Here is a 1,427-nt window from a genome sequence, read left to right on the forward strand (position 1 = left end):
TTTTAGGTGAAACTGATTATAGTTATGCTGGTGTTTTGGAAGCTTTGGAGTTGTTTACGTCGTAATACATATTCAATAAACCAAATAAACTAATCGACTTTAGATTTTTGTTGAGAATAGGCTAGTGTACTCATATTAGCCTATTTACTTCACGGTGTTTAATAGTCTTATTCTGCATTTTTCCCAGCGGCTTTTAAAAATGTGAGGTCTCTTTTCATGTATGTAAACACATCTTTTTTAGCCATCTTTATTGTTGAATTTCCTTTTTCTGCACCTCCTAATAACGTAACATATCATTTCTTTATATTTGTATACATTGATATGACAAGAGACATTATAGACATAAATGATTTTACGATTTTGGTTGAAGAAGCCAAAGTAAATGAGCCTACCATAGACTCCTGTTCTTTTGAGGAACCTCTTATTGCGGTTGCTTTTTATGGTTCTGGGAATGTTGATTTAAGTGTAAAATATGATACGAAACAAAAAGAGTTCACTTATACCAAAGGTTTAGCGCTTTCATTTTATGCCAACGAAAATGTAGAATTTATACATACGGTATCTGCTTCAAAACCCTTGGAATGTTTGGTTATTGCAACAACTGCAAAGGCTATAGATAAACTTCCTAATCACGAGGGTGAGTTATTTGGAGATCTACTAAATCAGCTGGTTAATCCTTCGGATCATTATGTAGAAGGGCCTAGTTTTATTATGACACCAGAAATGCAATCTATAGTAGATTCCTTATTTCATATTCAATACGAAGGAAAAACAAAAATGATGTTCTTTCGCAGTCAAATCACAACACTATTATCACACTTTTTTGGGCAATTAGCACGTTCAAAAACCGAAAGTATAAATACTACTGAACGCGAAAAATTAAATCAGGCGAAAGATATTTTACTACAACATATTGATAATCCACCTTCACTTAGCGAGCTCTCAAAACAAATAGGATTGAATATGTTTAAACTAAAGAAAGAGTTTAAAGCTTACTTTGGCGTACCCGTCTTTAAATACCTTCAAAACGAACGCCTTACATTGGCGCACAAACTAATTAGAACTCAAGAAGCCACAGTACAAGAAGCCGCTTGGCATGTTGGCTATGATAGTTTGAGTTCATTCTCTAATGCGTTTGAAAAAAAGTTTGGCTATAGACCAAGTCAAATTAAGTGATACCAAATAGATTATAAAAAGAGACCAAAGATGGCCTTTCCTTGGGTTGTTTATTTGGTATGCAATCCTTTTCGAACAAATCTTACTGCTTTTAAGACCAATCATTAGCGCAGCTTTCAAATAGTTTTACCATGTAACTTTTAAATTAAAAAGACATGAAAATTAAACGCGCCATTGTATTAGGAATTGTTATTTGGAGTATTGGTATCCTATTGTATTCCATTTCATATTATATACCCATTTTAGAAAAT

General features: G+C 33.0%; 1 protein-coding gene. It reads left to right on the forward strand.

What is annotated here, in order from left to right:
* Positions 1-216 precede the first annotated feature (216 nt).
* Complete coding sequence (locus B2U95_RS09810; RefSeq protein WP_296315683.1) at positions 217-1,176, forward strand: helix-turn-helix transcriptional regulator; 960 nt, start codon at positions 217-219, stop codon at positions 1,174-1,176.
* Positions 1,177-1,427: the final 251 nt, after the last annotated feature.

This window comes from Winogradskyella sp. UBA3174 (assembly GCF_002364335.1).
Taxonomy (GTDB): Bacteria; Bacteroidota; Bacteroidia; order Flavobacteriales; family Flavobacteriaceae; genus Winogradskyella.